The organism is Paenibacillus sp. FSL R7-0272 (assembly GCF_037969905.1).
In the GTDB taxonomy this organism is placed as follows: Bacteria; Bacillota; Bacilli; order Paenibacillales; family Paenibacillaceae; genus Paenibacillus; species Paenibacillus polysaccharolyticus.
In genome coordinates this window covers 5,718,298-5,742,613 of sequence record NZ_CP150221.1, presented here as the reverse complement: position 1 = coordinate 5,742,613, position 24,316 = coordinate 5,718,298, and the positions used below count along the sequence as shown (strand labels likewise).

At 44.8% G+C, this 24,316-nt stretch carries 19 protein-coding genes and 1 pseudogene; 15 read left to right on the top strand and 5 right to left on the bottom strand.

Annotated elements, in window-relative coordinates; translation table 11 throughout:
* Positions 1-212: 212 nt before the first annotated feature.
* The 5 genes from ftsE (at position 213) to MKY23_RS25295 (ending at position 6,278) form a co-directional block, all read left to right on the top strand.
* The gene (gene ftsE / locus MKY23_RS25315; RefSeq protein ID WP_090922994.1) at positions 213-899 is read left to right on the top strand and encodes a cell division ATP-binding protein FtsE; all 687 of its coding nucleotides are present in this window, start codon (positions 213-215) and stop codon (positions 897-899) included.
* Complete coding sequence (gene ftsX, locus MKY23_RS25310) at positions 889-1,806, top strand: permease-like cell division protein FtsX (protein WP_090922996.1); 918 nt, start codon at positions 889-891, stop codon at positions 1,804-1,806. Before ftsE ends, ftsX begins: the two co-directional genes overlap by 11 nt.
* Positions 1,807-1,969: 163 nt before the next feature.
* Positions 1,970-3,250, top strand: coding sequence for a peptidoglycan DD-metalloendopeptidase family protein (locus tag MKY23_RS25305; protein ID WP_339833028.1), 1,281 nt, complete (start codon positions 1,970-1,972; stop codon positions 3,248-3,250).
* Between the two features lie 159 nt (positions 3,251-3,409).
* Positions 3,410-4,882, top strand: coding sequence for a S41 family peptidase (locus MKY23_RS25300; RefSeq protein ID WP_339833026.1), 1,473 nt, complete (start codon positions 3,410-3,412; stop codon positions 4,880-4,882).
* A gap of 64 nt (positions 4,883-4,946) precedes the next feature.
* Positions 4,947-6,278 (top strand): PDZ domain-containing protein, encoded by a 1,332-nt coding sequence (locus MKY23_RS25295; protein WP_339833024.1) that lies wholly within the window; start codon positions 4,947-4,949, stop codon positions 6,276-6,278.
* A gap of 51 nt (positions 6,279-6,329) precedes the next feature.
* Here MKY23_RS25295 and MKY23_RS25290 read toward each other — a convergent pair whose 3' ends face one another.
* Together MKY23_RS25290 and MKY23_RS25285 are read right to left on the bottom strand one after the other, a co-directional pair.
* Complete coding sequence (locus tag MKY23_RS25290) at positions 6,330-7,022, bottom strand: response regulator transcription factor (RefSeq protein WP_339833022.1); 693 nt, start codon at positions 7,020-7,022, stop codon at positions 6,330-6,332.
* A gap of 19 nt (positions 7,023-7,041) precedes the next feature.
* Positions 7,042-8,259: a histidine kinase gene (locus tag MKY23_RS25285; RefSeq protein ID WP_339833020.1), complete on the bottom strand. Its 1,218-nt coding sequence runs from the start codon at positions 8,257-8,259 to the stop codon at positions 7,042-7,044.
* Between the two features lie 202 nt (positions 8,260-8,461).
* Between MKY23_RS25285 and MKY23_RS25280 the strand changes: the two genes are divergently transcribed.
* The 3 genes from MKY23_RS25280 to MKY23_RS25270 are packed head-to-tail and all read left to right on the top strand — an operon-like array spanning position 8,462 to position 11,767.
* The gene (locus tag MKY23_RS25280; protein ID WP_339833018.1) at positions 8,462-9,397 is read left to right on the top strand and encodes an ABC transporter ATP-binding protein; all 936 of its coding nucleotides are present in this window, start codon (positions 8,462-8,464) and stop codon (positions 9,395-9,397) included.
* A gap of 11 nt (positions 9,398-9,408) precedes the next feature.
* Complete coding sequence (locus MKY23_RS25275; protein ID WP_339833016.1) at positions 9,409-10,599, top strand: ABC transporter permease; 1,191 nt, start codon at positions 9,409-9,411, stop codon at positions 10,597-10,599.
* Positions 10,592-11,767, top strand: coding sequence for an ABC transporter permease (locus MKY23_RS25270; protein WP_339833013.1), 1,176 nt, complete (start codon positions 10,592-10,594; stop codon positions 11,765-11,767). The genes MKY23_RS25275 and MKY23_RS25270 overlap by 8 nt, the downstream gene beginning before the upstream one ends.
* Before the next feature lie 234 nt (positions 11,768-12,001).
* On the opposite strand, the gene MKY23_RS25265 is transcribed toward MKY23_RS25270, so the two are convergent.
* Both MKY23_RS25265 and MKY23_RS25260 read right to left on the bottom strand, forming a co-directional pair.
* Positions 12,002-12,829 carry a flagellar motor protein MotB gene (locus tag MKY23_RS25265; protein ID WP_339833011.1) on the bottom strand — a complete coding sequence of 276 codons (828 nt, stop codon included), beginning with the start codon at positions 12,827-12,829 and terminating at the stop codon, positions 12,002-12,004.
* Positions 12,813-13,613 (bottom strand): flagellar motor protein, encoded by an 801-nt coding sequence (locus MKY23_RS25260; protein WP_221790429.1) that lies wholly within the window; start codon positions 13,611-13,613, stop codon positions 12,813-12,815. The genes MKY23_RS25265 and MKY23_RS25260 overlap by 17 nt, the downstream gene beginning before the upstream one ends.
* Positions 13,614-13,782: 169 nt before the next feature.
* On the opposite strand from MKY23_RS25260, the gene uvrB reads away from it, so the two are divergent.
* Both uvrB and uvrA read left to right on the top strand, forming a co-directional pair.
* On the top strand, positions 13,783-15,774 hold the full coding sequence (gene uvrB, locus MKY23_RS25255) for an excinuclease ABC subunit UvrB (protein ID WP_339833008.1): 1,992 nt from the start codon (positions 13,783-13,785) through the stop codon (positions 15,772-15,774).
* Positions 15,775-16,227: 453 nt separating this feature from the next.
* The gene (gene uvrA / locus MKY23_RS25250; protein ID WP_339833006.1) at positions 16,228-19,086 is read left to right on the top strand and encodes an excinuclease ABC subunit UvrA; all 2,859 of its coding nucleotides are present in this window, start codon (positions 16,228-16,230) and stop codon (positions 19,084-19,086) included.
* Positions 19,087-19,993: 907 nt separating this feature from the next.
* Here uvrA and MKY23_RS25245 read toward each other — a convergent pair.
* On the bottom strand, positions 19,994-20,470 hold the full coding sequence (locus MKY23_RS25245; RefSeq protein ID WP_339833004.1) for a hypothetical protein: 477 nt from the start codon (positions 20,468-20,470) through the stop codon (positions 19,994-19,996).
* A 161-nt stretch (positions 20,471-20,631) separates the two neighbouring features.
* Here MKY23_RS25245 and MKY23_RS25240 point away from each other — a divergent pair, with 161 nt between their 5' ends.
* The 5 genes and pseudogenes from MKY23_RS25240 to MKY23_RS25220 all read left to right on the top strand — a co-directional run bounded on the left by MKY23_RS25240 (position 20,632) and on the right by MKY23_RS25220 (position 24,248).
* On the top strand, positions 20,632-21,615 hold the full coding sequence (locus tag MKY23_RS25240; protein WP_308722759.1) for a S8 family serine peptidase: 984 nt from the start codon (positions 20,632-20,634) through the stop codon (positions 21,613-21,615).
* A 29-nt stretch (positions 21,616-21,644) separates the two neighbouring features.
* Positions 21,645-22,502: a hypothetical protein gene (locus MKY23_RS25235; protein ID WP_308722760.1), complete on the top strand. Its 858-nt coding sequence runs from the start codon at positions 21,645-21,647 to the stop codon at positions 22,500-22,502.
* Between the two features lie 105 nt (positions 22,503-22,607).
* A pseudogene (locus tag MKY23_RS25230) lies at positions 22,608-22,850 on the top strand (transposase); the annotation flags it as partial.
* Between the two features lie 341 nt (positions 22,851-23,191).
* The gene (locus MKY23_RS25225; protein ID WP_339832997.1) at positions 23,192-23,614 is read left to right on the top strand and encodes a DDE-type integrase/transposase/recombinase; all 423 of its coding nucleotides are present in this window, start codon (positions 23,192-23,194) and stop codon (positions 23,612-23,614) included.
* A gap of 424 nt (positions 23,615-24,038) precedes the next feature.
* Positions 24,039-24,248, top strand: coding sequence for a hypothetical protein (locus MKY23_RS25220; RefSeq protein ID WP_090923015.1), 210 nt, complete (start codon positions 24,039-24,041; stop codon positions 24,246-24,248).
* Positions 24,249-24,316 lie beyond the last annotated feature (68 nt).

Genomic DNA, 24,316 nt, shown 5'->3' with positions numbered 1-24,316 from the left:
AACACTCTCTATCTATATGATCCAAGGGTGGAAAACTTTCGGGTACTCAATAGGTAACAAATTTGTTACAATAAACTTCATATGAATCCATGCTTCACCAGCAAAAGAGGGACAGGATGGATTTTTCCTGATGAATTTCAGGCCTTTTTAAAGGAAATGCCGGGATTGTGTCGAAATCATAATGGCTAACTATGTGAGCAGGAAGTGATGATGTGATAGAAATGCAGGACGTGTGGAAGACCTACGCCAATGGTACCCACGCATTACAAGGGGTGTCGGTGAAGATCGACCGCAATGAATTTGTCTATATCGTTGGTCCATCCGGTGCAGGCAAATCGACATTCATGAAATTGATGTACAGAGAAGAAGTGCCAACCAAAGGGCAAATATCCATTAACGGATTTAATATTGGCAAGTTGAAACCACGAAAAATTCCTTATGTGCGCCGTAATATCGGTGTTGTATTTCAGGATTTCCGTCTGTTACCGAAGATGACAGCATATGAGAACGTGGCATTTGCGATGGAAGTTATTGAAGCGCCGAAGCGTCACATCAAGAAAAGGGTTATGGAAGTGCTCGATCTGGTGGGATTACGCAACAAGGCCAACCGCGAACCTTCACAACTCTCCGGCGGGGAACAGCAACGGATTGCGATCGCACGGGCGATCGTGAACAATCCTTCCGTCATTATTGCGGACGAGCCTACAGGGAATCTGGACCCGGAGACGTCATGGGGCATTATGCAACTGCTGGACGAGATCAATTTCCGGGGCACAACGATTGTAATGGCAACACACAACAAAGATATTGTTAATACGATGCGTAAACGGGTTATCGCCATTGAACGCGGACAGATTGTACGGGATCAGATGAGAGGGGAATACGGTTATGAATTTTAGTACTCTCTTGCGACATCTGCGGGAGGGCTTCAAGAACGTATTCCGCAATGGCTGGATGTCAGTGGCCTCCGTCATGTCGATTATCGTCTCTCTGTTTATTCTTGGCGTGTTTATGTTGCTTGTGCTTAACGTGAACTCTATGGCCAATCAGGTAGACAGCCAGGTAGAGATCAGTACGTTTCTGGAGCTGAATGTGGACGAGAACCTGCGCAATGTCATTGGTCAGGAGATCAGTGCCATGCCTGAAGTCAGCGAGATTCGAATTGTTCCGAAGGATGAGGGATTAAAAGAATTTCGTGAACGTCTAGGTGAAAATGCGGATAATGTTCTCGGTGGTTTCGATGTAGATAACAATCCATTGCCAGATACGATTGAAGTTAAAGTAATTGAACCGGAAACGGTCAATTTTGTCGCGCAGAAGATTGAAGCATTGAACGAGAAACATGCCGAGAAGCCGATCATGAAAGTGAACTACGGCAAGGAAACGGTAGATGTGTTATTCAAATTTACGAAGCTTGTTCGTAATATCGGATTTATTTTTGTAGGGGGACTGGGCCTGATGTCGATGTTCCTGATCTCGAATACGATTCGCGTAACGATTCTGGCGCGCCGCCGGGAGATTGGCATTATGAAACTGGTGGGTGCAACCAACACTTTTATCCGCTGGCCTTTCTTTATTGAAGGGGCGTTAATTGGACTAATCGGTTCCGTTATCACGGTCGCGGTTCTGTTCTTCGGATACAGTCAACTGATGTCAACGATTGGTCAGGATGTCTTCATGCAGATGCTGAATCTAATTCCACTCAGCGAAATCTGGCCACTGATGGGAACGTTACTGATTGGGCTTGGTGTGCTCGTAGGCATTTTGGGCAGTACACTGTCCATTCGCAAGTCGCTCAAAGTGTAGAAAATGTCGAAAAGAATGGCAAAACAGGTTCATTATTGAACGCTGTTTGACGATATGTAGGAAAGACGCAACTGTTGTTTTGATGAAAGAAAGCAAAGAACATGCTGTTCACCACCTGTGCAGGTTGCTTTCTTGTGAATTCATAGGATGGGGGATCATCATTTTGAAAAAAACCGCTTCGCTGCTGGCCTTTATGTTACTGGCCGGTATGACGTTTCAACCTTCTGACGGATATGCCAAGAATAGCATCAGCGATATTGACCAGCAGATTAAACAATTGGAGAGCAAGGCAGCTTCTGCCAAGCAGGAGCAAAAGAAAGCTGCGGCCAACAAAAAGGAAGCCCAGCATTACAAAAATAAAACCAATGATTATCTGAAGGTTGTTCTGGAACAGATTAATGTCGTAAGTGATGAGCTGGCGAGTGTATCATTGCAGATTGAGAATACGGAGGAAGATCTCCGTACAACGAAAAAAGATCTGCAAGCGGCAGAAGAACGGATCGTTGCAAGAGAAAAACTGCTGGAATCTCGTGTGCGCCTGATGTACACAGATGGGGCAGTATCTTATCTTGATGTCCTGTTGTCCTCCACCAGCTTTACCGATTTTCTGACCCGCGCCGACTCGCTTAAAACGATTGTGGATCAGGATCAGCATCTGCTGGATGAGCATAAAAAGGACAAGCAGCTTGTAGTGGATAAAAAGGCAGATTTGGATCGGCAATATGCAGAAGCTAAAAGCCTGTATTCACAGAAGAAACAGCGCAAGTCGCAGCTGAACGAGAAAGAAAAGGAAAAGCAAGTGCTTCTGGCTTCATATGATGCTAAAATTGAACAATCCGAAGAGTTGACGGCTGAGCAGGAAGCGGTGTTGATGCAGATTGCTGGCAAACGCTCAGCTCTGTTACAGGAGAAAAATAAATTGCGTGAGCAACAGGCCGCAGCGGCAGCCAAAGCTCGGGCCCAAGCTGCGGCACGTGCCAAAGCAGCAGCCAAGGCGCCAACACGTGTAAGTTCAAGCGGTAACAGTGAGGTAACTTATTCGTCAGGTAGCGGTATTTTTGCAAGACCGGTGTCTGGTGGACGCATTTCTTCACCGTTCGGTCCGCGAATTCACCCGATTACAGGGGAAGTAGGCAAACTGCATGCAGGTGTCGATTTTGCCGTTCCAGTAGGCACATCCGTTCATGCGGCTTCCGGCGGGATTGTCATTATGGCTGAATGGTATAGTGGCTATGGTTACACGGTTATTATTGATCATGGCGGAGGTCTGTGGTCATTGTACGGCCATTTGCGTGAAGGTGGATTCAAGGTCAGCAAGGGAGATACGGTAAATAAAGGCGATACGATTGCCGAGTCTGGCAATACAGGGAACTCAACTGGGCCTCACTTGCACTTTGAAGTGCGTGATAACGGAACAGCTGTGAATCCGATGAACTATTTGTAGATTGTCTGATTTAATGCGTTGCAACTTATATAGTTTAAACTTCGAATGGAAAAATCATAATCCGTACAAGCTAGACATATACTAAGCTGGCATGTTCAGGGAATGATTCGGGGCAGTTCGAATCGGATGCGCTTCAATACTAAAGGCGGTGACAAACGGATGATGAAAAAAAGATCGGCGCTGCTGTTCGTTATTTTGGGACTGCTTGGCGGGAGTCTGTTAACCATCGTGTTAATGACTTATCCGGGCATTACAAGCCAGGTGAAACCCGGCGAAGGACTGCTGGCAAGTGTAACCGGCAGCTCGCAGCAGAAAAACGATTTAAAGAAGATTGAAACCGCAATGGATTTGATCTCCAGTAACTATTATAAAGATGTCGACCGTACCAAGTTGATTGATGGTGCGATCAATGGCATGATGGAATCTCTCGGTGATCCCTACTCCAACTATATGGGACAGGAAACAGCTGCCCAGTTTGAAGAGTCCATTGAAGGTTCATTTACCGGTATTGGTGCAGAGGTTTCCTCGCAAGACGGTAATGTCGTTGTCGTTTCCCCAATCAAAGGTTCGCCTGCTGAAAAAGCAGGTATCCGTGCGAAAGACATCATTATGTCCGTTAACGGTGAATCGCTTCAAGGACTTGAGCTCAACAAAGCGGTTAACAAGATTAGAGGTCCAAAGGGTAGCGAAGCCAAAGTACAGGTGAAACGTGCGGGATCGACAGAGCCGATTGAATTCACGATTGTTCGTGATGATATTGATTTGGAAACCGTTTATGCGCATATGGAAGATGGCGGTATTGGTGTCATCAACATTACGCAGTTCTCGCTGAATACAGGTGAACGCTTCAAAGAAGAGCTTGCTAGGCTCGAGAAGCAGAATATGAAAGGCCTGATTATCGATGTACGGAATGACCCGGGCGGTGTACTGCAAGTCGTTATCGATATAGCAGAACAGTTTGTACCGAAGGGTAAAGTCATCGTTCAGGTTGAAGATAAAAATGGCAAGAAGGAACAAAGTAAATCGAATGGATCAGCCAAACCTTATCCTATTACCGTCTTGATGAACAAAGGTAGCGCGAGTGCTTCCGAAATCCTGGCAGGAGCTTTGCAACAATCTGCTGGTGCTACACTCGTAGGTGAAAATTCATTTGGTAAAGGAACGGTGCAGACCAGCTACGATAAACAGATGGGCGACGGTAGCCTGCTGAAGATTACGATCGCCAAGTGGTTGACACCAAACGGTACCTGGATTCATGAAAAAGGCATCAAACCGGATATTGCAGTGAACCAGCCAGACTATTTCTCGGTTGCGCCGATTAATAAAGAGAAGTTGCCACTGAAATATGACAGCAATAGCATGGATGTGAAGAGTGCGCAGACGATGCTGAGAGGACTTGACTTCAAGCCGGATCGTGTAGACGGATACTACGACCAGAAGACCGAAGAAGCCGTCAAGGCGTTCCAGAAGAAAAAAGGCATTCAGGTTACTGGCCAAATCGATGAGAAAACGGCAGAATCTCTGGAAGCATCTCTGATTGAACGTATTGCCAATCCTCAATATGATGCACAGCTGAAACGCGCGATCGAAAATGTCTCAAAGGATATTTCGTCCGCTGTGTCGAAGCCATAAAGAAGGCTGATTTTCAGCCTTCTTTTTTTCTGAACCGGCTGAAGGAGAGGAGTGAAATGCTACAATGGAATGGGTATGGCCTTGGTTAACTGTATTAGGGGAAGCATTGTTACAGTTGTTGATTCAGCCGTTTTATTATATGGCAGTGATTCTGATTGCTTTAATTTATCATCGTCAGTTGCTGCAGGAACGGAAACTCTTCCATGTACGTATGCAGAGTTCGATCACGCAGGCGATTCGAGCGGTTCTCGGGGGAATTGTCATTGGTGTAATTGTGTCCATGATATCTCTTTTCCTTGGCACTTATCTTACGCTAGGTAGTGTAATCAGCATATGGATTGCAGCATTGGTTTTATCTTTAATTCGTATCCGTTATTTGTGCTTTGCCTATGCAGCGGGGGCACTGGGGATTCTGCAATTTGCTCTGAATGTAGCCTCCAGCTGGCAGCCTGTCGGTATGCTTGGACAAGCTGTGGAGACGGTGCGTGCATTGGACATGCCTGCATTGCTCGTGCTGGCTGCATTGCTGCATTTTGGCGAAGCTATACTGGCACGAATGCAGGGTGTATCTATGGCCTCACCGTTTCTGATGGAAGGTAAACGCGGGAAGTTGGTAGGCGGATATCAAATGCAACTCTTCTGGGCGGTTCCACTATTGATTCTTGTTCCGACAACCGGAGGTATCACAGAATTGGCGTGGACTCCGCTACTTCATGCAGGTCAGGGCTACACGCTAATGGCACTACCCATCTTGCTGGGATTTAGCGAAAATACACAAAGTATGCTACCTGGGCGTAAACTCCAGGTTTCAGCTAAACGTTTGATGCTGTATAGCTTGGCATTACTTGTATTCAGTCTGCTTGCCGTATGGTGGTCACCATTGACAGTGATTGCAGCCTTGGTAGCTTTTGCCGGACATGAACTCCTGGTGTGGTACAGCGCATTGGAAGAGCAGCAACTTAGTCCTGCATTTGTTCATCCTCAGCATGGACTTAAGGTATTGAGTGTAATTCCAGAGAGTCCTGCAGCAGAGCTCGGAATTGAGGCAGGGGAGACATTGTATAAAGTGAACGGTATACTCGTTCATTCTCCCGAAGAACTACACCGGGCACTGCGGATGAATCCGGCTTTTTGCAAGCTGGAGGTGCGTAATCATCAGGGAGAGAGCAAGTTTATGCAACGAGCGATTTACGAAGGCGAGCACCACCAGCTTGGTGTGATTATGGCACCGGATAAACATGAAGCATGGGCAGTTCAGCCACGTCCGGTGACGTTGTTGCATGTGATTACGCTCAAATTATTCACACGCCGGAAAGAGCAGCAGCGTATCGACGAAGCTCCACTGGCTTTACCACCAGCCCCTGTAGTGAGTGACAAAGGATCAGTCGAAATGTAATAAAAGGTACTTCCAGACGCCTTCGCTGGCGTGAGGAAGTACCTTTTTGCTTTATTTTTTCAAAATAAAAATGGCTATCTGGGTGCGATCACGCAAATGCAGCTTACCCAGGATTTCAGTTACATAGTTTTTGACGGTACCCTCGCTGAGAAACAGTTTAGTGGCAATTTCTTTGTTGGATAGTCCTTCAGATATAGCTTCGGCAACGGAAAGCTCCATGCGTGTAAGCCCATGCGTTTCAAGTGGCTCGTTTACCGGAGGAGAAGCTGGTGTTCGGAGCAAGCCCGCGAGTTTGCGTGCAATATCCGGATGGATCAGCATATCCCCGTTATAGACGGTTTTGATGCCCTGTACGATCCGGTCAGGAGGGACGTTTTTGAGTAGATAACCACTCGCTCCGTTCTGTATAGCTTGAATGATATATTCATCGTCGTCAAAGGTTGTCAGCATCAGTACCTGGATATCGGGGAAACGGGTTTTGATCAGAAGAGTTCCTTCGACCCCATCACATTCGGGCATACGTATATCCATGAGTACAACATCTACAGGTGTTCCTGATTCAAGGCAGACAAGTGCCTCCGTCCCATTGGAAGCCGTATCTGTAATGTGAATATCCGCATCGAGGCCGAGCACCACTTTCAGGCTTTCCCGGATGAAGGGATCGTCATCGACAAGAAGGACCTGAATGACGGAGGGAGGTTGCTCGGACAACGTTTTCTGAGTGCTATTGTTCGGTTCTGGCATGAGCATATTCCTTTCCGTTTTACAGTAAATTCATTTTGTTTGTCATGGGGATTCGAGTGATAACAGTATATGGGGCGGTGGGTTGAACCTCAATGGTACCTCCAATGAACTGTGTACGCTGACGCATACCCTCATGCCCAAGGCCTGTTGTTACACTTGTATCTAAAAGGGAGTGCATGCTGCCATCATTACTGATGCTCATACGAATCTCCTGATGCCCAAAAGCCAGCTGCAAACGAATGGAAGTGGCCTTTCCATGTTTAATGGCATTCGTTATAGCTTCTTTGGCGTTTTTGTACAACACAATCTGCATACTGGGATAGAGAGCGTGTGGCTGACCAATAATTTCGTAATGAGTCTGTATCCCCGTATCGCGACCGACTTCCTCTAATAGACGATCCAAAGCGTAGGCATCGGATGCATGAAAATCAGGACGAAGTTTATGAAGGGTGTTACGCATATCATCCATACTTGCAGCCAGCTGGTCTCGAATCTGCTTGACCATTTCAGTACCCTGTTCGTTATTCAAAGGTAGCGTGAGCAAGGCAGCTTCTGACATCATTTTGGTGCGTATTAGCCGATGTCCGATATCATCATGAAGCTGACGGGATATTCGAATACGCTCTTCTGCCTGAGCCGCATCTTCTAATTGTTTGGAAAATGACAGCAATTGTGCACGCGTCTCTTGTAGCTCATAATGCTTATGCCGTAGTTCGTCATACACATGCTCCAGTTGTTTGCGACCGTTTGCAGCTTTGGCTCCTTGCCAGGAGAGCGCTGCTGTCATCCATAAGAGCAAGTTTACGCCAATGCTCAGCTTCATAGAGCCCGAGAGCCAGCTAATGGTGTTCATTTGAACTTCCATGGCTCTAAGACTGAGCGTAGTTGGAGTTGCAACATGCCAATACAGTGCGAGATTTGTTGTAATCAGCTGAATCCCTAGAATGAACCATCTTACAGATCCACCGAGCCGATACATATAAACATAGAGAACCGATAGAGAGATGAAAATCATAAAGGGGCCGTATAGCGCGATCAACCAGCTGGCCCACATTATTTCTGCCAGAAATAACAGTGATTGCTGTGCGCCTGAACGGGTAAAGCGGTTCGCTACAGCGAGTAAGGTCGAGATGAGGATGTAAAAGGTGTACAGTGCTTCGCCATGTAAAGGTAGGGTCAAACTGAACAACACAGCAGGTACAACCAATAAACCATATTGCAGGAATCCCAAGGGCATATGTAGATGACATCCTTTTTTAACATAATGGAGAATAAGACGATAACGCATCCTTGATTATAACATAGGCCACCGCAACATCAGGAGATGACTTAAGTCACCTTTGAATGATGACTTTATGTACCTTCGCCAAGGGGAGACATTCGATACAATAGACATAGGAATATCGCGGTAAGAGCTCATATGGGAGGGGCATACGTAGATGAATATATTGGAAATGGATCACGTTGTAAAACGGTATGGCAGCAAGTTATCGGTGGATCACCTTAACTTAAGTGTGCAAAAGGGAGAGATTTTTGGTCTGCTTGGACCGAATGGAGCGGGAAAAAGCACTACGATTAGTATGATTGCAGGTTTGCTCAGCATGGATCAGGGAGAGATCAGACTGGATGGCATATCGGTGGAGGAGCGACCACTCGATGTGAAGCGTAAGATTGGACTGGTTCCGCAAGATTTGGCTTTGTATGAAACGATGAGTGCCGCGGATAATGTTACTTTTTTTGCCCGGCTCTATGGATTACGAGGGAAGAAGCTCAAAGAAAGAGTGCAGGAATCTCTTGAATTTGTTGGTTTGCAAGATAAGGCCAAGGATGCTCCATCCACCTTCTCGGGCGGCATGAAACGCAGACTCAACATCGCATGTGCACTCAGTCACAGGCCGGATCTGATCATTATGGATGAGCCTACCGTGGGCATTGATCCACAATCCCGCAATCACATTCTTGAATCGGTGCGAACGCTCAACAAGATGGGCTCGACCATTATCTATACAAGTCATTATATGGAGGAGGTTGCTGCGATCAGTAATCGGGTGGCTATCATGGATCAAGGCCGGATTATTGCTTGTGGAACCGAGGCTGAGTTAAGGGAACGTGTTGCATCGGAGGAAAAAATTGTACTTACCACTTCTGGCATGGATGCCGGTGCTGTGGAAGAACTTAAGCTTCACCCGCGTGTACGGGCAGTAGAAGTCACGGAAGACACATTAACGATTATGCTGCCTTCGGCACAGCAGGCGCTGCAAGATATGCTGTTTATTTGCAGCAAACATGACATGTCTATTCAATCTCTCCGGGTCGAAGAACCGGATCTCGAGACGCTTTTCCTCAATCTGACCGGGCGTACGCTTCGAGACTAGGAGGAGATGGCATGAGCATATGGCATATTTGTATCTTTGAACTCAGACGTATTTTGAAAATTCGTTCTGTAGTGATTAATCTGTTCATTCTGCCTTTATTATTAATTTTCATCTTGGGAACGGCATTATCGAGCGCGATGGGAACAGGAAAAGATACGATGCCTGATACGTTGCGCGTGGGGATTGTGCAATCAAATGAAGCGGCATCCTCTCCTGTAGGTGAAGCCCTGAAAGCCTTTGTGGCTGCACCTGAAGTAGCCCAAAAGATAAAAGTGAAAAACATGTCTTCACAGGACGAAACGATGGATGCGTTAAAACAAGGAGATCTTGATTTTGCGGTGATCATGACTTCGGATATGGTGCAACAATGGATGGCAGGAAAAACCGTTAAGCTACAATGGATACTTGGAAAAGACAATACACTTAATGTGGTGGGGCAGACCGTATTCACTAGCTTTACGGATGAGTTGAATCGACAGGATGCCATTGCAAAAGTTCTTGGGCCAGAAACGGTGATGGCGATTTCAATGCGAGATGGCACTGGACTGCCGTCAGCACAGCTGAATATTAAGGTCAGCAGCCCGGGGAATTCCGGTCAATCCTACAGCGCGTCACAGTATTACGCAGCAGCCATGCTGGCGATGTTTATGCTGTACTCTGGCATGACCACCGTTAACAGCCTGTTTACGGAGCGCGACAAACAAACGCTCGCGCGTCTTCAGGCAACGCCAGTAGGCAATGGAGTGATCTTTGCCGGCAAAGTTGCAGGTAACAGTCTGCTTGCCTTTTTACAAGCAATCATTATTATCGTCATGACCAACCTATTATTTGGCGTGAATTGGGGTGGTCATCCGTGGTTGATTGTACTAATCTGTATACTTATTACGCTGGCGTCAATGACTTTGGGTATTATTGTAGCCTTGGTTAGTAAAAGTGCTGCTTCAGCTACTGCATTAATGCAGGGGATTATCATCGTGATGACTTTTATTAGCGGCGGGTTTACTCCGATCGCCATCGATTTTGTACAGCGCATTAGCGAATTCACGGTGAATCATTGGGCGCTTCAAAGTTTTCTTAGTATGATGCTGGGTGCAACTTTGCAAGAGGTCATGCACAATATTTTCATGCTTGGGGCCGTGTGTGCAGTGCTAGCAGCAGCTGCTGCAGTGATATACAGAAAGGTTGGATATCGTTATGAATAGTCTGCATATCGCTTGGTTAATGATCCGGAGAACACTGGGACGTAAACGTGGCTTTGTTGCATTTTTACTGCTACCATGCCTTGTTGTGACAGGTGCAGTTGCTCTTTTTGGAAGTGAGCAGGCCAGTCGTGCGGTTGTTTCTTATGTCAATATGGATGAGGGGATCGCTGGATCATGGATGATCAAAGAGCTCGCTCGTACGAAGGAATACAGCTTCAAAGCTGCGAGTAACGAGGCAGAAGTGAAATCGGATATCGTTCGCCAAAAAGCAAGCATGGGAATTGTAATTCCCGCCAATTACACCGAATCGCTGTTACAGGGGAAGCCTGTGGAGATCCAGTGGATTGAAATGCGTGTCAGCGAAAGCTCATACATCCTACGAGCAGCCGCCGAAGGGGTTGCGGATGGGTTGAAACAGTCTGCTGTTGCCGTACAAACATCTGCTACCATGTTGCCTTCTAAAGCTGACGCTAAGAGTCAGGAAGCGAAACTCGAACAGCTCCTGCAAGAGATTGGGAGGCATCATCTATCCGGGGAAGCATTACATCTGCAACTGTATCCCAAGCCAGGTTTAAATAACGTCACCGGATTCACGATTATGTTCATGATGGGACTGTTAACGAGTGCAGTGGCTGTTATTATGGACGATCGAAAACAACATACGATGGCTCGAATGTATACCGCTCCAGTTAGGTCATATGAGATCGCGCTAGGAAACTTTCTGGGTAGTCTGGCGATTGGAGTCATCCAGATTATGCTCGTGCTCGGTATAAGCCGTTGGGTGCTGCATTATGATGCAGGGATTCCGTTTGGTATTCACTTTCTGATTCTTGGAGCGTTTATGCTGGTATCGATGGGATTAGCGAGTGCCGTGAGTGGCCTGATCCGTGAATCGAAAAATGCCAGTATGTTGAACTCGCTCATCATTGTACCAACTTGTATGATTGGGGGTTGTTTCTGGCCGTTATCCATCATGCCGGAGTATATGCAGAAGCTGGCGAACTTCGTACCGCAAAAATGGACGATTCAGGCAGTCGAAACGATCTCCGCCGGAGGCACATTGGCAGACATCACCCTGCCGCTGCTGATCCTGTTTGCCATGGCCGTGATCCTGCTGGCTGTCGGTTCCGTGATTCTTCGTCCCAATCAACCGGGGATGGATGCGTAAATTGGTGGCGGCGTAAATAGGAAAAGAGATAGAGGGAGTCAGTTAGGAGTTAAGAGTTAAAGCAAGAGCAAGAGTAGGAGCAACGGTAATTTAGAATACAGTCAAAAAAGCACGTTTTACGGGATGAATACCGTCAAACGTGCTTTTTACTGAGTTGTTTTGTTGTAACATGACTTCGTATATACGGTTAATAGAGGCTGAGGTCAGGCATGTATTTTTTTGCGGGATAACTGACTATGGCTGTAATTGGCGAAGCACCGTGATTTCAACCCGGCGGTTCTTCTGTCTTCCAGCTGCTGTTGTATTGTCTCCGGTTGGCCTGGTATCCGCATACCCTGCATATTGGAAGTGGTCGGGGTCGAGTTTCTCCTGATCGATGAAAAAGCGTAGTACTGATAACGCACGTTCACCAGACAACTCCCAGTTATCCTTGTACGCGGAATTGGCTCCTATTGGGACGTTATCCGTGTGTCCCTCAATACTGACCACCATTTGAAGATTACGAAACAAACTGGCGAGTTTGCTAAGTGTAGGTGCAGCATCTTTTTTCAAGGCAGCTTGTCCTTGATCAAACAGAAAACGATCACTGAGCGTAATGGAGATACCTTGCGGTTTGTCTGCCACGAAAATTTGATTATCCAGTTTATTATCTTCGATATATTGGGTAATCACATTGAACAGATTTTGTAATTCCTGTTCCTGAGTCCTGAATTGTTCTTCCCGCTCCGTGAGCGGACGGTTGCTATCATCAGGGGTATCTTTGTCCGAATCTGATGACGAATCTTGATCATCCTCTGAGCTTCCCTGGGGGGGCTTGGTGATGGTTTGACCCGGTGTATCCCTGAGTCCGTCCCCCAGTTCAAGTATGGAGTCGGATTTATTAAAAGTGCTTTGAAGGGATTGGGTCACGACGTCGTATTTACCGGTATCCAGATTGCTCATGGCGTACATGATGACGAAAAAAATCAGTAGTAACGTAATGAGATCCGCATAGGTAATCATCCAGCGATCCCGATGGTCAGCAGCTTCGCGTTTGGCACGCCGTTTACTGCGACGACTCATCTAATCCCTCCTTTGCGAGCGGAGATTGCAAGACCTGGCGGTGCGAGAGCGTAAAAGACTCTAGCCGTTTGCGAACGAGCTGAGGATTTTCCCCATTTTGAATGGCAAGCACTCCTTCAAGCATCATCTCCATTTCTTGCACCTCGTCAGCACCTCTGGATTTGATTTTGGAGGCGATAGGTAAAAAGATGAGATTAGCACTGGCAACCCCATAGAGAGTGGCCGTGAAAGCAACGGCAATGGCTGGTCCGAGTCCAGTCGGATCGGTTAAGCTGCCAAGTACCTGAATCAGTCCCATTACGGTTCCGATGATTCCCATCGTTGGTGCATAGCCGCCGGCAGATTCAAATATTTTGGCATAACCCTCATGTTTCTGTTCTACAGAATCAATCTCCATCTCCAAGATCTGCCGAACAACATCCGGGTCTGTACCGTCGACAACCATCTGAATGCCATCTTGCAAAAAGGGATGGGGATGATCCACAACTCTGCGTTCCAGAGCAAGCACACCGGATCTGCGGGCAATGGACGACATCTCGATTAGTTCTTCAACCCATTGTTTGGAATCCTGAGCACGACGTCCAAAGGCCATACGTAAAGCAGCAGGGATCGTTCGCAGACGATGTGCAGGGAAGCTGGCTACAACGGCAGCGATGGTGCCGCCGAACACGATTAGAGCAGCCGTTTTTTGTAACAGGCCGGACATATGGCCGCCTTCCCACAAAAAACCGCTGATAACTGCGGCAATTCCGGCAATTATACCGATAAGTGTCGCAATATCCATAAATTAACCCACTCCTATCTTCATTTCACGTTTGCATCACTAAAACGAACAAGGTATAATTGAACGGGAACAAATATTCCTATTACTATAAGTTTTCCCAACTGGAAATTCGGGGAACTTCGACAATATATAGTGACTATTATTTTAGACGATAGGGTGAGATACGGCAATGAGCGATATTATTATGAGCGACAAAACGTTCGAAATCGAGTCAGAGTTTTCTCCCCAGGGTGATCAGCCTGCAGCCATTCAGGAATTGGTGAAGGGTGTTCAGGAAGGGAAGAGATACCAGACGCTTTTGGGTGCAACGGGTACGGGTAAGACGTTTACCATTGCACAGACTATTGCCAAGCTACAGCGGCCCACGTTGATTATTGCGCACAATAAGACACTGGCAGCACAGCTGGCGAGTGAATTCAAAGAATTTTTTCCGAATAACATGGTTGAGTATTTTGTCAGTTATTACGACTACTACCAACCAGAAGCCTATATTCCTTCCTCAGATACGTATATCGAGAAGGATTCGAGTATTAATGAAGAGATTGATAAGCTGCGACATGCCGCGACCAGTTCCTTGTTCGAACGTCGTGATGTCATTATCGTAGCAAGTGTATCCTGTATATATGGTTTGGGATCACCTCATGACTACTCCAGTATGTTGTTGTCTCTGCGGGTTGGAATGGAGAAACCACGTAATCAGATTCTGTCCCGTCTTGTAGAGATACAGTATCAGCGGAATGATATTAACTTTGTCCGTGGCACGTTCCGTGTCCGTGGCGATGTTATTGAGATTTTCCCGGCTTCCAAGGGTGAACATGCCATTCGAGTGGAGTTGTTCGGGGATGAGATCGAGAAAATTACCGAGATTGACGTCTTAACCGGAGAATTAATCGGTGAGCGCGAGCATATTGCTATTTTCCCGGCATCTCACTTCGTAACCCAAGAAGAAACGATGCGTGTGGCACTGGTGAACATCGAACGTGAATTGGAAGAACGGCTTGAAGTATTGCGTGAGCAAGGCAAGTTGCTGGAAGCACAGCGACTGGAGCAGCGTACACGTTACGATATCGAGATGATGAAGGAAGTCGGGTTTTGCTCAGGGATCGAGAACTACTCCGGGCCGCTGACCTTCCGTGAACGCGGGGATACGCCATACACCCTGATGGACTACTTCCCGGATGATATGTTGATCGTGGTGGATGAGTCTCACGTTACATTGCCGCAGATCCGTGCGATGTACAATGGTGACCAAGCGAGGAAGACTGTGTTGGTGGATCACGGTTTCCGTTTGCCTTCTGCACTGGATAACCGTCCGCTGAAGTTTGAAGAGTTTGAAGGGAAAATGAACCAGATCATCTATGTATCGGCGACGCCAGGACCTTACGAAATTGAGCATACCGATACGATGGTGCAACAGATTATTCGTCCTACTGGCCTGCTTGATCCTGTTATTGAGTTGCGTCCGACGAAAGGACAGATCGATGATCTGATTGCAGAGATTAACGACCGGATTGCCAAAGACGAGCGTGTGCTGATCACTACGCTGACCAAGAAGATGTCGGAAGACCTGACGGATTACCTGAAGGAAGTTGGCATTAAGGTTAGATATCTGCACTCGGAGATCAAAACATTGGAACGGATGTCCATTCTGCGTGATCTGAGGCTGGGTACCTTCCATGTATTGATTGGTATTAACTTGCTACGGGAAGGTCTGGATTTGCCGGAGGTTTCATTGGTCGCTATTCTGGATGCGGATAAGGAAGGTTTCCTGCGTTCCGAGCGTTCCCTGATTCAGACAATCGGGCGTGCCGCAAGGAACAGTGAGGGTAAAGTTATTTTGTATGGTGACAAAGTAACGGATTCCATGGATAAAGCGATAAAAGAGACCGAGAGACGCCGTACCATTCAGATGGAGTACAATGAAAAACACGGCATTACACCGCAGACCATTCGCAAAAAAGTGCGTGATGTCATTGAGGCAACGAAGGTTGCTGAATCCAAAAACGAGTATCTGACCGGCGCCGCCGAGAAGATGTCGAAGAAGGAGCGCCAGTCGCTTATTCAGCGTCTGGAAGCGGAGATGAAAGATGCAGCCAAAAACTTGCAGTTTGAGCGTGCCGCCGAGCTTCGTGATGCATTGCTGGAATTGCGAGCAGAATAGATATAAATCGATAGAGGAAGCTTCATTGATTGAACATGGATGATAAGAGAACGGCCAGTCTGGCCGTTCTCTTATTGAGTAAATCGAAGTAAATAAATGTATCCATTGACCCGATAATAAGACATGTTGAAATCGTAAAATCAGGTCTATACTGATAAAAATGACGAATTTGGTTAAGAGGTTTATATATAAGTTGAACGAATCTTTACACAGAAACGGAGAGGACAGAAAAGACCTGGAAAAGCGGAGCGTTCGCCTAAAAGCTTTCTGACAAGAAAGCTACATCGGAAGCATAAGCTTATCAACAGATTTTTCCCCCTTAATAAGTGGAAATTAAAAAAATCTGGGGATAACCGCTACTCTCCAGGTTATTCTGTCATTGGAGTGTACACGTGTAAAGAATCTATAGTTCAACTTATATAGAATAGAAAAGCAATGAGAGGATGAATACTATTGGCGAGCGAGAACATTGTCATCAAAGGCGCACGAGCGCATAACTTAAAAAACATCGATATTACCATTCCGCGTGACCGCTTTGTCGTATTGACCGGTTTGAGCGGATCAGGCAAGTCCTCGCTGGCTTTTGATACGATATATGCCGAAGGACAACGGCGTTATGTAGAATCATTGTCTGCCTATGCACGTCAGTTCTTAGGTCAGATGGAGAAACCGGATGTCGATTCGATTGAGGGTTTGTCGCCTGCGATCTCAATAGACCAAAAAACAACAAGTCGTAACCCGCGTTCCACAGTAGGAACCGTTACTGAAATTTATGATTATCTGCGTCTCCTGTTTGCTCGTGTCGGTCATCCGCATTGTCCGGATCACGGGATTGAGATAACATCCCAAACCGTAGAACAGATGGTCGATCGTATCATGCAATACCCTGAACGTACCCGGTTGCAGATTCTGGCTCCAATTGTTGCGGGACGCAAAGGAGAGCACAAAAGTGTTTTTGCCGATGTATCTAAACAAGGGTTTGTCCGTGTAAGGGTTAATGGGGAATTACGAGACCTGTCAGAGGATATCCAGCTAGAGAAAAATAAAAAACATACCATCGATGTTGTCGTTGACCGGATCGTTGTGAAGGATGATGTTCAAGCTCGATTGGCAGATTCCATTGAAACGGCACTTAATCTGTCTGGTGGGCAGCTGCTCGTGGATATTATCGGTGAAGAAGAACTGCGCTTCAGTTCCAACTTTGCTTGTCCGGTGTGTGGATTCAGTATTGATGAGCTGGCGCCTCGGATGTTCTCTTTTAATAGTCCATTTGGTGCATGTCCGGATTGTGACGGTTTGGGTGTCAAAATGATTGTAGACCCCGATCTGCTGGTGCCGGATCGCCGTAAATCGATTGAAGAAGGAGCGTTTGATGCCTGGACAGGAGGAACGTCCACGTATTATCCGCAGTTTCTCAAATCCGTATGCGAACATTTCAATATCCCTCAGGATGTTCCTGTCGAGGATCTACCTGCTGATCAGATGAACAAGCTGTTGCAAGGAACAGGGTCTGAGAAAATTCGTTTCCGTTATGAAAATGACTTCGGACAGCGTAAAGAAGCATTAGTTACGTTCGAAGGGATCGTTAATAATCTGGAGCGTCGATATCGCGAAACAGGTTCAGAAGGTATCCGTGAGTTCATTGAAGGATACATGAGTGCCAAGCCTTGTGGTACATGTAAAGGGCAACGTCTGAAACGAGAGAGTCTTGCCGTAACCATTAATGACCACAACATGGCTTATGTGACTAGTTTGTCCATCGGTGAAGCTGGACGTTTCTTTGAGTCGTTGCAGTTGACCGAGAAAGAGCAGACCATTGCCAAACTGATTTTAAAAGAAATCAACAGCCGTTTGGGTTTTCTCGTTAACGTAGGTCTGGATTATCTGACGCTAAGCCGTGCTGCTGGAACGTTGTCCGGTGGTGAAGCGCAACGGATCAGACTAGCGACTCAAATCGGTTCCAGCCTGATGGGCGTGCTCTACATTCTGGACGAGCCAAGTATCGGACTACATCAACGGGATAATGATCGTTTGATCTCTACGCTCGCACATATGCGGGATATCGGAAATACGTTGATCGTTGTCGAACATGATGAAGATACGATGATGGCAGCGGACTATATTATCGACATTGGCCCAGGTGCAGGTATTCACGGCGGGACAGTAATGTCACAAGGTACACCTGAAGAGATTATGAATGACGAGAATTCGTTGACAGGTCAGTACCTCAGTGGCAAGAAGTTTATCCCGATTCGTACCGAACGCCGAAGTGTTGGCGATCGCTGGTTGGAAGTGCGCGGAGCCAAAGAGAACAACTTGAAGAATCTGAATGTAAAGATTCCGGTGGGTGTGTTTACCGCTGTAACGGGAGTGTCCGGTTCAGGTAAATCTACACTGATCAACGAAATTTTGTACAAAACGCTGGCACGTGATTTGAATCGTGCACGAGTACGTCCAGGGCAACACAAGGAGATTCGTGGTCTGGAGCATATCGATAAAGTTATTGATATCGATCAGTCTCCGATCGGACGAACTCCACGTTCCAATCCGGCAACCTATACCGGTGTATTTGACGACATTCGTGACCTGTTTGCACAGACCAATGAAGCAAAAGTACGCGGATATAAAAAAGGCCGGTTTAGCTTTAATATCAAAGGTGGACGCTGTGAAGCCTGCCGTGGAGACGGAATTATAAAAATCGAGATGCACTTCTTGCCGGATGTGTATGTGCCTTGTGAGGTTTGCAAAGGCAAACGGTACAACCGCGAAACACTTGAAGTGAAGTACAAAAACAAAAATATTGCAGATGTGCTTGAAATGACAGTTGAGGATGCAACTCAGTTTTTCGAGAACATTCCGAAAATTCATCGCAAAATGCAAACGTTGCTTGATGTAGGCCTTGGTTACATCAATCTCGGTCAACCTGCAACAACACTGTCCGGTGGTGAAGCACAGCGTGTGAAGCTTGCTTCCGAGCTGTATCGCCGTAGTACTGGCAAGACGATCTATATTCTGGATGAGCCTACGACTGGTCTGCACGTCGATGATATCGACCGACTGCTGAACGTCTTGCATCGCCTCGTCGATTCAGGAGAGTCTGTGCTTGTCATTGAGCATAATCTGGATGTCATCAAAACAGCCGATTATATTGTTGACCTGGGTCCAGAAGGTGGGAGCGGCGGCGGTACAATTGTAGCAACAGGAACACCAGAGGATATTATTAAAGTACAGGAATCCTATACGGGTAAGTATCTGAAACCTGTACTGGAGCGCGATACAGAGCGGAGCAGAGCTCTGCAACTGACGGAGTAGTTAGAGAACAGCGAATCTTTAAACTGTAAAATTAGATGAGAACCTTCTTTGCCTGGGAAATAGGCTGTGGATGTATGCCACCCCTTTTCTGCGGTGAGGAAGGTTTTTTTGATGATTAAGAGTAGGGGATACGTTTAAGGGAAAGTGCAAAATCTGTTAAAAGGTGGAGGGCGTTCACGGGAGTTTGTCTACAATTAGAGAGAATTAAGAAGTATTGAGAAGCATTAAGGAGTTTTAAGTGTAATTTTTTAAAAAAAAGCAACTTTATGAATCATAATTATGATGAGTTTATATTTATTCATAAAAATATATACTAACCCTTATAAGTTAAGAAGTAATAATTTTATCTTAGCCTCAGTTATCAGTGAATAAGGTTCTGTAGTAAAGGTGTAGTAAAGGGTGAATGAGGGAAGCTAGAGCTGTTCTCTTCAATGTTAGTCTATGGATGGCTGGTAGAAAAATGAAGAAGTAAGAAACGGAATAGGGGAGTATTTTAAAATGGTACCCTACCTTTGTAATCTATTCAAGTTGAGATAGAAAGTTTTGATATCTATTGAAGGTGCTTAATCTAGATAGAAAAAAAGTAGTCGCATTTGGGACTTCTTTTTTCATCAATATTTAACCGGAATAGATATTAATTAATTATTTACCATTTATCACTTTGATTTGAAGTTATTTGTTTTAACAAAACGAGTTCGATATCTTTTTTGATTCCAGCTAATCTACAATCATGGACAAGCTATATAGTAGCCACCTTGAGCCTTTGTTAAGGTATTAACAAGATGGAATATGTTATTTAATGTATGAATAGTAATTACCACTTGCTAGGAGTTATGGGTGACAATATCTAGAAAAATAGATAGATAAGGTACTGCTTCTAACAGTCCCTTATCTATCTATTTTCTTACTATACAAATTTACTTTTAATAGCTATGCACCAACTCTCATTAAGCGATACTTCAAAATCGGAGGGAGTAAGCTTTGAGCGTAACAATGTTTTTCTTGTAATGACTTCATCTTCATAATCATAGCCAAACCACAAATGCCACACTTCTAAGTTTATTTCATTATTAAGTGAATTTATATAGTCATACAAATCCTTTGCTAAACTTAATTGAGAAACATCAAACGTATAGATATGATTGAAACCTGTGTAATTACTCATGATTTTATAGGCATGAGGTGCACTTTCCACATGAAACCGATTAAAGTCTGCGAGATCACGATTATAAAGTACCTCTGCATCCTCTTTCATAGCTTTCCATGGTACTGGTCCATCTGGAACATTCATACGAATCATATCTCTTACCGTTAAAATCTCGGAGCCATTTTGTTTTACCTCAGGTATTGGACGATCTGCGGCAAGAAAGAATTCAAAACTCATCTTTGGTCACCCTACTCTCATAAGTTCTAGTCTTATATTATTTCAATAATTGGGATAATATTCAATATATAAATTTTAATATGTGATTAATTACAATATATTTACAATTTATGATTTATATAATAATATTATGGACGTGAATTACGTAAAAATATCCAAATATGAGAGGTGGGGTTTTAATATCTAAAAAATCACTATTAATGTTTATATTAACTCTAATAGTTTTGTCAACGTTTCTTATTATGTACCTTAATAGGGGGACAAAGGAATCATTTACTGTACTCACAAATGAGGATATAGATCAGTTAGATTTTACGAGTACTCAGTATGAGCCTTGGGGAATATCCTATATTAATTCTACCTCTTTGGAACGAGCTAATAAGAAAGTAAAGATTGCGATTATGGATAGTGGAGTAGATAATACGCATCGAGATCTTGAAGGAATTTACATATCTCACTATAACGCTATTAATCCTACCAATGACGCGACTGACAGACTAGGGCATGGAACTGCAATGGCAGGTATAATAACTGCTAATGACAATGGCAAAGGAATCAAAGGCATCTCTCATAATGTAGAGATCCTATCTATTAAGGTGCTTGATAATCAAGGGAAAGGCGATTTAAGTAATTTTGTAAGCGGAATAGAGTGGGCAATAAAACAGGATGTTGATGTCATTAATATGAGTTTCGGTATTAAAAGAGACGATCCTTTATTAAGGGGTGCAGTCGAAAAAGCAATGGACAAAGGAATAATTATAGTTGCTGCTGCAGGGAATAACCCTGGAATGAGCACTCAGTTTCCAGCAGCATATGAAAATGTGATCTCAGTTTCCGCCATTGATCATTTGGAAAATCCTTATCCTTATGCTTCTCTAGGGAAAATTGATTATAGTGCTCCTGGAGTCAATATTCTTACTCTTCAACCAAACAATAAATACCATGTTTTTGATGGCACATCATTTGCTACTGCTCATGTTACTGGAATCGTTGCTAATTTTCTTTCATCAAGTAAATATGTGAAGGATGATAAGATATTCGAACATATTATAAAAGACCTTAATTCTATCTCAAAGGATCTAGGAGAATCAGGGTATGATCCTGTCTATGGTAATGGTTCATTAACTTTTGATAAACGTCCATAAATTTTAAGATTGAAAGGTGTGGGTAGGAAATGATAAAGTCTTTTAATAAATCAATTATCGCCAGTATTTTAGCTTTCGTTATGATCTTTTCGTTTACATTCCAAGCACAAGCCCAAGAAAGTAGATTATCAGATTTTTCTGTAGGTTCAAACGTAGATGTTCTTGTAGATAATACCGATGAAATGGTTATAAGCGCTACTATGCCAGCATTAAATACAAGTTTTGCACGGGTAAGCGCACTGGCTTCTAAGAATGAAACCACTACTGACATTACAGGGACTCTTACAATTAATAAAAATTTAGGTAAGATGACTCTTATTACTAATGAGAAGTCGGAGGTCAGTACAGCAAATCTTCGAACCTATGACGTTGTTATTAATGAAGTCAATTCATTGGGTGACATAAATGCAACTTTTACTGATCTAGAAACAAATGAATCCTATTCAATTGAACAGGACAAGTTACAAGCTTCTTTCGCGATCCCCATTGGTATTGTAATCGGGGAAACTTTGTTGGCATGGTTAGTCGGTGTCGGTGCAACTCTAATTATAGCAACAGAAACTTGGGTAACAGTTAATGAAATTAGAGAGACACTAAGACAAAAAAAATATGAACACTACGAAGCCCAAATCATGGGGGGGAAACTTTACGTTGGTCATTCTATTGACTTAGCTGGTGCAGCTCATAGATTGGTAAACCCTATGTATACGAAATCGATGGCAAATGTTTGGTCAGTAAATAGTGCGGCAGCCGCACGTGTGGCAAGAGTAGCTGGTGGTGGAGCAACACCTGTAGGGCCAGAACTAAATGTTAACCAAGTACCTGGTTTCTTCTATTATGCACACTACCATACAGCGAGTAGGATGGGAGGACATTCTTTCTTTTAGCTGATCCCCTTAGCAGTCTTTCGATAATTGAAAGACTGTTTTTCTTTGTAAAAGACCGAATAAAACTAGATATTATCTGTATGGTGAAATCAAGAACAAACGAAGAGTCTCGGGGATCTTGCAGAAGAGCTCAACATCTCGAAAAGTACGTTGCATCAATGGATGAGCAAAAACCGCGAGCTCATAAACGAACCAGTCGCAAGTATAGATCGAGTCAAGGAACTCGAAACAGAGCTAAAAGAGATGCGCCGGTTGCTTCAAGAGAAAAAACATACCCTTGCGAATACACAAGAGGAGTTAGCGATTGTAAAAAAGGCGGTGCACATCTTCAGCAAACCAAAGCGTTAAGATTTCAGTTTGTGGAAAGCCATCGCTCCGAGTTTTCTTTGGAGAAAATGTGCGCCATTTTAGATGTTTCTCGGAGTGAATATTACAAGTGGCGGCTGGACAGAACAAGTCAGCATCACATGCGGAAAGCTCAGGTCATGAAGCGCATTCGACATCAGAAGCGGTGTGGTTGTCCTAATATCACCTATTTACTCCATCTGGAAAGATATTAGATCAGTTCCCGTACCGTTAGTGTTTGTATGCGTCAAATGTTCGATCCGTTCATAGCCCCAAGTATCGTGTCCAGGCCACAAATTCCACACATGATCATCCGATTGCTCCGAACACCCTGAATCAACAGTTTGAAACATCGACACCGAACACTGTATGGGTCACCGACATCACCTATATTCCATGCCAAGGAGGCCTGGCTATCTCTTGCCAGTGTTCTCGATTTGTATACGCGTGAAATTGTAGGCTGGATTCTGTACAACCATATGGAAACAAGTTTGGCGCTTGATGCACTCCAAGCAGCCTATGAGACGAAAAGCCCTGCTCCAGGGTTGTTTCATCACTCGGATCGTGGCTCTCCGTGCACATCAAAAGAGTACATGAAGCAACTCCAAACGTACGGAATGGAATGTAGCATGAGTCGCAGAGGAAACTGTTACGATAACGCTTTTATCGAGTCCTGGCATCGTATTTTAAAAAAGGAACTGATCTACTGTAACACCTCGGTTCAAGGCGCCAAAGGAAGCCTATACTGCCATCTACCAGTACATTGAGTTTTACTATAACCGCAAGCGAATGCATGGCTCACTGGGCTGTCTTTCCCCTGCACAATTTGCGATGAAGTTACGGACGAAACCGTAGCCTAAGTGTCCACTTTCTTGACATAGCTCCAGAACTGCTTGGTTCTACTTCGTGCTATTCCACAATACGTGCTGCCTGGCTCTGGCATCTACCCGGGCTCTTTTTACAAATTGCCTGTTACCCGTGTCTGTCATACCTTGACTGTTATTAAGAATCCTTAATGAAAGTGTTTACATATTAGACCGGGTAAGCTTTTGCGGGCAAATCGGTCAATCTGGATTTTTTTCATTTTTCTGGATGATAGGGCTTGCATTACTAACAGGGTACAGATAACATAGAGGAAGAGTTTAGGGTATGTGTTGGTTGTTCAACTATGGTGAGGAGGTCTGTCTATCCATGCTGCTTGCAGAGGCTGCCACAGCGAGTACATCGAATTTTAATGCATTTGATATTTTTGTGATCTTGTTTACGATCCTGATTTTTATCGGATTAGTTCGGCTCCTTCGGGCACCGAAGAAAAATTTGTTTGCTATCGGGTTTACAGTTGTCAGTCTGCTGGTATTTTTGATGACAGACTACGCGATGATCACAGGTTGGTTTGGTTAATAGCAATATTAAGATGCATAGAAATACGACCATGCAATAGTCATTTCGAACACTTTCCATGATGAATA